12 protein-coding genes are annotated in these 8,587 nt (G+C 61.4%); 7 read left to right on the plus strand and 5 right to left on the minus strand.

All coding sequences use genetic code 11. The features are described 5' to 3' along the window. The first annotated feature begins 100 nt into the window (after nucleotides 1-100). The 3 genes from WA943_RS03035 (at nucleotide 101) to coaA (ending at nucleotide 2,643) form a co-directional block, all read left to right on the plus strand. Nucleotides 101-1,180 (plus strand): pentapeptide repeat-containing protein, encoded by a 1,080-nt coding sequence (locus tag WA943_RS03035; protein WP_424468361.1) that lies wholly within the window; start codon nucleotides 101-103, stop codon nucleotides 1,178-1,180. A 138-nt stretch (nucleotides 1,181-1,318) separates the two neighbouring features. Beyond that, complete coding sequence (locus WA943_RS03040; RefSeq protein ID WP_424468362.1) at nucleotides 1,319-1,666, plus strand: phosphoribosyl-ATP diphosphatase; 348 nt, start codon at nucleotides 1,319-1,321, stop codon at nucleotides 1,664-1,666. Next, entirely contained in the window at nucleotides 1,663-2,643 is a 981-nt protein-coding gene (coaA, locus tag WA943_RS03045) for a type I pantothenate kinase (RefSeq protein WP_424468363.1), read from the plus strand. Before WA943_RS03040 ends, coaA begins: the two co-directional genes overlap by 4 nt. A gap of 129 nt (nucleotides 2,644-2,772) precedes the next feature. Here the strand turns inward: coaA and WA943_RS03050 are convergent, their stop codons facing one another. Next, entirely contained in the window at nucleotides 2,773-3,765 is a 993-nt protein-coding gene (locus WA943_RS03050; RefSeq protein WP_424468364.1) for an adenosine kinase, read from the minus strand. Nucleotides 3,766-3,898: 133 nt separating this feature from the next. On the opposite strand from WA943_RS03050, the gene WA943_RS03055 reads away from it, so the two are divergent. Together WA943_RS03055 and WA943_RS03060 are read left to right on the plus strand one after the other, a co-directional pair. Further along, nucleotides 3,899-4,558, plus strand: a complete 660-nt coding sequence (locus WA943_RS03055) for an EI24 domain-containing protein (RefSeq protein WP_424468365.1) — start codon at nucleotides 3,899-3,901, stop codon at nucleotides 4,556-4,558. Then, nucleotides 4,555-4,965: a hypothetical protein gene (locus tag WA943_RS03060; RefSeq protein ID WP_424468366.1), complete on the plus strand. Its 411-nt coding sequence runs from the start codon at nucleotides 4,555-4,557 to the stop codon at nucleotides 4,963-4,965. The genes WA943_RS03055 and WA943_RS03060 overlap by 4 nt, the downstream gene beginning before the upstream one ends. On the opposite strand, the gene nth is transcribed toward WA943_RS03060, so the two are convergent. Continuing rightward, the gene (gene nth / locus WA943_RS03065; protein ID WP_424468367.1) at nucleotides 4,962-5,747 is read right to left on the minus strand and encodes an endonuclease III; all 786 of its coding nucleotides are present in this window, start codon (nucleotides 5,745-5,747) and stop codon (nucleotides 4,962-4,964) included. The two genes, WA943_RS03060 and nth, sit on opposite strands and share 4 nt — an antisense overlap. On the opposite strand from nth, the gene WA943_RS03070 reads away from it, so the two are divergent. After that, on the plus strand, nucleotides 5,706-6,206 hold the full coding sequence (locus WA943_RS03070; RefSeq protein WP_424468368.1) for a DUF2244 domain-containing protein: 501 nt from the start codon (nucleotides 5,706-5,708) through the stop codon (nucleotides 6,204-6,206). The genes nth and WA943_RS03070 overlap by 42 nt on opposite strands. Nucleotides 6,207-6,210: 4 nt before the next feature. Here the strand turns inward: WA943_RS03070 and WA943_RS03075 are convergent, their stop codons facing one another. Both WA943_RS03075 and dapB read right to left on the minus strand, forming a co-directional pair. After that, nucleotides 6,211-6,843, minus strand: a complete 633-nt coding sequence (locus tag WA943_RS03075; RefSeq protein WP_424468369.1) for a 2,3-bisphosphoglycerate-dependent phosphoglycerate mutase — start codon at nucleotides 6,841-6,843, stop codon at nucleotides 6,211-6,213. A 27-nt stretch (nucleotides 6,844-6,870) separates the two neighbouring features. Further along, nucleotides 6,871-7,704: a 4-hydroxy-tetrahydrodipicolinate reductase gene (gene dapB / locus WA943_RS03080; RefSeq protein ID WP_424468370.1), complete on the minus strand. Its 834-nt coding sequence runs from the start codon at nucleotides 7,702-7,704 to the stop codon at nucleotides 6,871-6,873. Nucleotides 7,705-7,833: 129 nt separating this feature from the next. Between dapB and WA943_RS03085 the strand changes: the two genes are divergently transcribed. Continuing rightward, entirely contained in the window at nucleotides 7,834-8,163 is a 330-nt protein-coding gene (locus tag WA943_RS03085) for a hypothetical protein (protein ID WP_424468371.1), read from the plus strand. Here the strand turns inward: WA943_RS03085 and WA943_RS03090 are convergent. Next, complete coding sequence (locus WA943_RS03090) at nucleotides 8,106-8,444, minus strand: DMT family protein (RefSeq protein ID WP_424468372.1); 339 nt, start codon at nucleotides 8,442-8,444, stop codon at nucleotides 8,106-8,108. The genes WA943_RS03085 and WA943_RS03090 overlap by 58 nt on opposite strands. Between the last annotated feature and the right edge of the window lie 143 nt (nucleotides 8,445-8,587).

The raw sequence follows: 8,587 nt of genomic DNA on the forward strand, positions 1-8,587 counted from the left end.
TTTGTATTGTTTGTTTAAACATATTTGAACAGCCGACCGGCTAACGTTCCCGTATCGAAATTGTAAATACAGGGAGTGCAACTCCCAAATGGGAGTAGTCATGTCCGCAGACGCGAACGCAGGCCGCACCGGCGGTACACGGACAAAGACCGAGTCCACCATACGCGAACCTCAGGCGATCATCGGTCGGCGTATCGGACAAGAAGCTATTGCCAAGCTCTCGGAACTCAACAACCGATATCTGAAAGGCGTGCCGAACGGCTGGTGCGTCGTAATGAAGGATTGTGATCTCTCGGGCCTCGATCTGCGCGGGCTGAATTTTTCGCATGCGCATTTCATCGCTTGCTCTTTTGAAAATGCCGATCTCGAAGATGCGCGTTTCATCGGCGCCAATCTTTTCAGCGCCAATTTCGACGGCGCGAACCTGACCCGTACAGATTTCACACAAGCCGATCTGCGCGGCGCATGCTTTGAAAATGCCGAGCTTGCCGATGCGCGTCTCGATGGCGCGGATCTGCGGCGCGGCGTGGTTATTCGCGCCGACGGCATTCATAGCAATCGTGAAAATTCGAGTTTTCGGAATGCGAAAATGCGCGGCACCAAGCTTGCCGAATGCAAGCTTCTGGGCGCGGATTTCGAAGGCGCGGCCATGTCGGGCGTCAATCTTTATGGTGCGGATCTGCGTGGCGCGAATTTCGCGGGCGCGGAGCTGACGGGCGTCGAGCTGACCGGCGCGAACCTTTCCGACGCCGACTTCCGCCGCGCGATCATGGACGAGGACACGGCAAGCCGTGGCGACATGATGCGTGCGACCAAGGCCCGCACCGCGCCGGGGCCGGAGCGCATGCAGCGTATCCTTGAGCAGCACATCGTCTGGATTCAAACGAGCCAGCGTCAGGGCACGCGCGCCGATTTCACGCAGATGGACCTTTCGCGTACCGATTTCTCGCGCGCGGTTCTCGCCAGCGCCGTTTTCCGCGGCGCAATCCTTGCCGATGTGAAATTCAACGGCGCCATTCTCGCCGCCGCCGATCTGCGCGATGCGATCCTCATTCGCGCCGATTTCACCAAGGCGGACCTGCGCGGCGCGGATTTGCGCGGCGCAAATCTCAAGGATGCCGTTCAGGACGGTGTCCTCATGGGCGAAATGGCGGGCATTAAACTCGCCACGCGCACCTGATTTAGCGCCATTGCCGGAGGGTTCCCCTCCGATTATGTCCGCTTCTGGCATCCAAATCCCAAATCTGCTACGGAAAGCCGCCGTATCGGTCCTCTTGAGAGGTGCCGGAAAGCGGCCTTTTCCGACAGGGATGCCCCCATGGCAGCCGACGCTACTGAACTCGACCGACTTTTTGAGGTGATCGCCTCCCGCAAGGGAGCCGCGGCTGCCTCGTCCTATACGGCAAAGCTCATAAAGGGCGGCCCGGCGCTATGCGCTCGCAAGCTCGGCGAGGAGGCGATCGAAACCGTGATCGCCGCTCTCGGGACCGACAAGCAAGCCGTCATTTCGGAATCCGCCGATCTTCTTTATCACTGGCTCGTGACACTGGCGGCGCTCGATATCGCGCCCGCGTCGGTTTATGCCGAGCTTGCCCGCCGGGAAGGCCGCTCCGGCCTCGATGAAAAAGCGTCCCGCACGACCGGCGACGCGGAGAACAACCAATGACGGTGTCGAGCGAAGCTATGGCAGACGAAACGGCGGAAACCGGCACGCTTTCGCCCTATCGCTATTTCACGGCGGCTGAATGGGGCGAGTTGCGCAAGGACACGCCGCTGCCGCTGACCGAAGCCGAGCTTGAAGAGCTGAAGGGTTTCGGCGAGCGCGTATCGCTCGACGAGGTCAGCGAAATCTATCTGCCCCTGTCGCGCCTCCTCAATCTCTACGTGCTGGAGATGCAGGAGCTGTATCGGGTCACGTCGCATTTCCTCGGCCGCAAGCAGGCGAAGGTGCCCTATATCATCGGCATTGCAGGCTCGGTTGCCGTCGGCAAGAGCACGTCAGCGCGTATCCTGCGCACGCTTCTCGCCCGCTGGCCGAACCATCCGAAAGTCGATCTCATCACGACGGATGGTTTTCTGTTTCCAAACCGCATCCTCGAAGAACGCGATCTGATGGGCCGCAAGGGCTTTCCCGAAAGCTTCGACGCGCGCCGCCTGATCCAGTTCCTGTCGGATGTGAAGGCGGGCTCGCATAATGTCGAGGCGCCGGTCTATTCGCATTTTTCCTACGACATCATTCCCGGCGAGGTCATCGTCGTCGATCAGCCCGATATTCTGATCGTCGAGGGTCTGAACGTGCTTCAGCCCTGGAAGCCCGCCGAAGGCGAGGAGCCGCAGCCCTTCGTCTCCGACTTCTTCGACTTCTCGATCTATCTCGACGCCGACGAAGCCGCGATCCGGCGCTGGTATATCGACCGTTTCCTGAGCCTGCGCTCGACATCGTTCAAGGACCCCGACGCCTATTTCCACCGCTTCGCCCAGCTTTCCGATGAGGAAGCAGTGGCCACGGCGGATGGCATCTGGTCGTCGATCAACCTTGCGAACCTGCGCAAGAACATCCTGCCGACGCGCCAGCGCGCCCATGCCATTCTGCGCAAGGGCGAGGATCACCGGATCAGGGAAGTGGCGCTGCGGAAGCTTTAGAGTTTTCGCGTCTTCCAAACTATTCAGGTGTCACCCCGGGCTTGTCCCGGGGTCCAGTAGCCGCTTGCTCGGAGTTTGACGCCCCTGGATCCCGGCACAAGGCCGGGATGACAGCGGAGAAAATAACTTCTAAAGCCCGCGCGCCTTCGCCAGTTCCGCAAGCGACACCTGCGGCCTCGGCCCGTAATGCGAAATGACTTCCGCCGCCGCCATGGCGCCGAGCTGGCCGCAATGGGTGGGTGAATAGCCGCGTGCGAGGCCGTAGAGAAATCCGGCAGCGAAGAGATCGCCCGCGCCTGTCGTATCGACGACCTTGGCCACCTTGTCGGCATCGACCACATGCACTTCGCCATGAGCGACGATGACGGCACCTGCTTCCGAGCGCGTCAGCGCCGCGAACTTGCATTCCGCCTTCACACGCGCCAGCGCCTCGTCGAAAATATCGACCTCATAAAGCGAAAGAATTTCCGCCTCATTGGCGAACAGCAGATCGACTTCGTCTTTCACCAGCTTGCGGAACTCGTCGCGGTAGCGCGCGACGCAAAAGGAATCCGACAAGGTGAGCGAGACGATGCGCCCGGCCTCGCGCGCGATCCTGGCGGCTTTCAGGAAAGCCTCTTTCGCGCCGGGCTGATCCCAGAGATAGCCTTCCATATAGGTGACGGCGGAAGCCTTGATGACCTCGGCGTCGATGTCGTCCGCCGTCAGGTTCTGCGCCGCGCCCAGAAACGTGCTCATGCTGCGCTGTGCATCCGGCGTCACCAGCACGAGGCAGCGCCCGGTCGGCGCGCCGTCGCTTGCGACGGGTGCGGGAAAGCTGACGCCAAGCGCCTTGATGTCATGGGCGAAGACCTGCCCGAGCTGATCGTCCTTCACCTTGCCGAAGAAAGCGCCCTTGCCGCCGAGTGAGGCGAGACCCGCAATCGTATTGGCGCAGGAGCCGCCCGACATTTCGATGGCGGCACCCATGCGGCCATAAAGCTCGTCGGCGCGCGTCGCATCGATGAGCGTCATCCCGCCCTTCTGGATTCCATTGGCGGCAAGAAACGTATCGTCGGCATTGGCGATCACGTCGACCAGCGCATTGCCGATGCCGGCAACGTCGAATTTAATTTCGCTCATGGGTCTCTTTACGAAAGGGAGGTGGGTGGACAGGAAGGCGGAAACGCGTCGAAAACCGGCGCGAGTATAGGCATTCGCGCGCGGGCGACAAATCCGTTAAGCTCGCGCCCCATAACCAGCAGCGGAACCGCCCATGCTCTCCGATGCGCTGCGTGCGCTTGCTCAGGTCTTTTCCCAGCCATTCAGACGCGTGCTCTGGCTGTCTCTTGCATCGACGATCATCGTTCTCGCTCTGTTCGGTGCGGGCGCGCAATGGGCGCTCTCGTCGCTGCCGCAATTCGGCGCGGCCTGGCTCGACACGACGCTGGAATGGATCGCGCGCTTCTTTGCCGTGATCGTCATCATCCCGCTCGTCCACCCCGTCGTCTCGCTGGTGGCGAGCTTGTTTCTTGAGCGCATTGCCGGCGAGGTCGAGGCGCGGGACTATGCCGCCGATCCGCAGGGCCGCGATCAGCCCTTCTTCCAATCCCTCTTCGTCGCGATCCGCTTCACGATCGTCCTGATCGTGGTCAACCTGATCGCGCTGCCCTTCTATCTCGTGCCGGGCGTCAATCTGGTGCTCTTCTGGGTCGTGAACGGCTACCTGCTCGGCCGCGAATATTTCGAGCTTGTGGCGCTCAGGCATATGGATATTGCAAGTGCGCGGGCGCTTCGCCGCCGCCATGCGCTTCGTGTCTTCTTTGCCGGGGTTGTCGTGGCGCTGTTTGCGACCGTACCCTTCCTCAATTTGCTGTCGCCGCTTTTTGCGACGGCCTTCATGGTTCACACGTCGAAAAGAATAGGCCTCGCATGACCGCGTATTTCCGGTTCGCTCCCGCTTTGCTCGCGCTGACCCTGCTTGGCGGCTGCGCATCCGGCGGCGCATCGTCCGGCGTCGGTCTTGGCCGCGATGCGCTCGCCTCTGCCGAACCGGCAGCGACAATCGGCAGTGGGCCGCTGACGCCCAAGAGCCTGCTCGGCGTCGCGCCCTCCGCGCTTTCTGCTCGCCTCGGCACCCCCTCGTTCAAGCGCGCCGAGCCCGATGCCGAAGTCTGGCAATATGGCGGCGAGGGTTGCTCGCTCTTTGTCTATTTTTACAAGCGAAGCAGCGGCGCGCTGGCCTCGACCTTTGTCGATGCGCGAAAACGTTCAGGCGGTGCGGCGGATGCATCGGCCTGCCTTGCCGAAGTTGCGGCAAAGCGTGGCGCGGGCGTTTCCTAGAGCAGCGTTGTCTTTGCCTTGAACTGGCAGAGATCGGCGACGATGCATGTCGGGCAAAGCGGCTTGCGCGCGATGCATGTATAGCGCCCGTGCAGGATCAGCCAGTGATGCGCATGCATCAGATATTTTTTCGGCACGACCTTCAGCAGCTTCTTCTCAACGTCGAGCACGGTCTTGCCGGGCGCCAGGCCCGTGCGATTGCCGATGCGGAAAATATGCGTGTCGACCGCAATGGTCGGCTCGCCAAAGGCGACGTTGCGCACCACATTCGCCGTCTTGCGCCCGACGCCGGGCAGAGCCTCAAGCTCCTCCTGCGTGCGGGGTACTTTGCCGCCATGCAGATCGACGAGCATCTGCGAAAGCGCGATGACGTTCTTTGCCTTGTTGCGATAAAGGCCAATGGTCTTGATGTGATCGGTGACGCCGCCAAGCCCGAGTTTCAACATCTTGGCAGGCGTATCGGCGATCTTGAAAAGCTTTTCGGTCGCCTTGTTGACGCCCTTGTCGGTCGCCTGCGCCGAGAGCACGACGGCAACCAGCAGCGTGTAGTCGTTGACATAGTTCAGCTCGGTCTTCGGCTCGGGCAGAGCGGCGGAAAGACGGGCAAAGAACTCTTCGATCTGGGGCTTTTTCATAGGCATGGTGCAGGCAAGATGCGCGGCTTCGCTCCGCCGGGCAAGAGGCGTTGGGCCGCGGACCCTGCCATTGCCGCCCGCCCGGAGTCGTTTTATTCTTGAAAAATGGACCAAGCGCCCGAAGGCAAGCTTGAAGGCCCGCTCCATTTCGACGCGGTTGTGACGCCGCACCGCTCGCTGAGCCGCAAGGGCTTTCTCATCCTGATGTCAATTCTCGCCGCGGTGAACTTCGTGGCGGGGATGATCTTCCTTATCGAAGGCGCCTGGCCGATTGTCGGGTTCTGCATCGCCGATGTTGTGCTCGTCTATTGGGCGTTCCGGACCAATTATCGCGCCGCGCGTGCCTATGAAACCGTACAGCTTTCCGACAATGAATTGCGCATCCGCCGTGTCGACCAGCGCGGCCATGCGCGCAGCTTCAGCTTTCAGCCTTATTGGGTGCGGCTGGAGCTTGTCGAAAATCCCGACGAGTCGACCAATCTTTTTCTGAGATCGCACGGGCGAAGCTTTGAAATCGCCAATGTGCTGTCGCCGCCCGAACGCCGCGATTTCATGCGCGCGCTGCGCGCGGCCCTCGACAAGATGAAGGCCGCGCCGCTCGCCTGAAGCCTTAATGAGCTTCGCGTTCGATCAGAATATCCTTGCTCAGCACATTGCCCTTGTCGTCGAGCTTGTAGACGATGGGTGCGCCGGTCGCGATATTGACATCGAGAATTTCTTTCTCCGACAATTTGTCGAGCACCATGACAAGCGCGCGCAGCGAGTTGCCATGCGCGGCGACGAGCACGCGCTCGCCTTTGAGAACGCGCGGCAGGATTTCACGCTCGTAATAGGGAACGACGCGCGCCGCCGTGTCCTTCAGGCTTTCGCCGCCGGGCGGCGGAATGTCGTAGGAACGCCGCCAGATATGCACCTGCTCCTCGCCCCACTTCTTGCGGGCATCGTCCTTGTTGAGGCCGGAGAGATCGCCATAGTCGCGTTCATTGAGCGCCTGATCGCGGATGACGGGCAGGTTCGGCTGGCCGAGCTCTTCAAGCAGCAAGCGGTTCGTTTCCTGTGCGCGTGACAGCGCGGACGTATAGGCGACGTCGAAGCTGTAGCCCAACTCCCGCAGCGCCTCGCCCGCCTCGCGGCCTTCCGCCTTGCCCTTTTCGGTCAAGGCCGGATCGCGCCAGCCGGTGAACAGGTTTTTCTCGTTCCATTCGCTTTGTCCGTGACGGACGAGAACAAGCAGATTAGCCAAGGCACTCTTCCTTATTCTGTAGGCGGATTATTTGTCGAGGCCGAGAACATCGGCCATGTCGAAGAGGCCGGGGCCTCTCTTCTGGTTGTCGGAGCCTTGGCCCCAAAGCGCTGCGCGGATTGCGCCGCGCGCAAAGATCGCCCGGTCCTCCGCAATATGGCCGAGCGTGATGCGCTCCGATTCCGTGGCGAAAATCACCTGATGATCGCCGACGACGCTGCCGCCGCGCAGGCTGGCAAAGCCGATAGCGCCGCTTTCGCGCGCGCCTGTCAGCCCGTCGCGGCCGCGTTCGGAATGATTGCTGAGCGTGATGCCGCGCCCTTCTGCGGCCGCTTGCCCGAGAAGCAGCGCGGTGCCCGACGGCGCATCGACCTTGTGGCGATGATGCATTTCGACGATCTCGATATCCCATGCAGGGTCGAGCGCGCGCGCGGCCTGACGCACAAGGCTTGCGAGCAGGTTGACACCAAGGCTCATATTGCCGGCCTTGATGATCGTCGCGTGACGCGCGGCGGCACGAATGCGCTCCTCCTGCGCTTCCTCAAAACCGGTCGTGCCGATCACATGGACGATGCGCGCCTGCGCGGCGAGCCCGGCGAATTCGACGCTGGCGGCAGGCACCGAAAAATCGATCAGCGCATCGGCATCCTTGATGACGGCGAGCGGATCGTCGCTGACGACAATACCGATGGGTTCCGCGAGCCCGGCAAGCGTCCCGAGATCGGCGCCGACATGCGGCGAGCCCTTGACCTCGATGCCGCCCGAAACGGCAGCGCCCGGCGTCTCATGGATGAGGCGTATGAGCGTGCGGCCCATCCGGCCCGCCACTCCCGTCACAGCAATCTTTACGTCCGCGCCCATGGCTCTGAGGCTCCCTGAAAACACGCTTGCGGGTATAGCAGCCGGGCCCGGAGAGGTAAATGCGCGCGGGCGGAACCAAGTGGCACGGTCTTCGTTTCCCAAGCGAGCCCCCAGAGGAATCCCGCGATCATGAAAGCCTGTGCGCAGTGGAATAGTCAGCGTTTCGCCCTGGTCGGCGCGATCGTCGGCGCGGCTTATGGATTTGGCATGAGCTTGCTTGTCGGCATCGCCTCCATGCGGAATATCGATCTGCTTGTCTGGGCCATGATCTTCAGCGCTTCATTTGGCGCAGCCCTGTGCGGCGGTATCGCCGTTTTACGCAACATGCTGGCTTTCTACCTGATGCAGCTTCGCACGCCCCGCGCCGTGACGCTGCCGTCTCTGCGGCCTGCCGAGCGCTCTCATCCCCGGAATACAAAAAATGCACCGGCTGCGATCAGCGCAAAGCCGATCGCATAGTTCCACGTCATAGGCTGGCCGAGATAAAGGGTCGAGAAACCGGCAAAGACGATCAGTGTAATGACTTCCTGAATGGTCTTGAGCTGTGCGGCCGAATAGACATCCGAGCCGAAACGATTGGCCGGAACGGCAAGACAATATTCAAAAAACGCCAGCGCCCAACTGATCAGAATGACGGTGAATATCGGCACGCCTTTGAATTTCAGGTGCCAATACCAGGCCGTGGTCATGAACAGGTTGGAGGCGACGAGAAGCCCGATGGGCAGGAGATAGGGCTGCATGGCGTGGCGGCACCGTGAAAGCGCTGGCGGGTTTGCGAGTGTATGGCAAGCGCGACGCCGTTCAAACCTGGCGCTTTGACTATGAGCGCGTCGCCCAGCCAGCAGCGTCATCCCGGGACTTGTTCCCGGGATCCATGACGCAT

Origin of the sequence: Parvibaculum sp., assembly GCF_049651025.1 — a bacterium.
In the GTDB taxonomy this organism is placed as follows: domain Bacteria; phylum Pseudomonadota; class Alphaproteobacteria; order Parvibaculales; family Parvibaculaceae; genus Parvibaculum.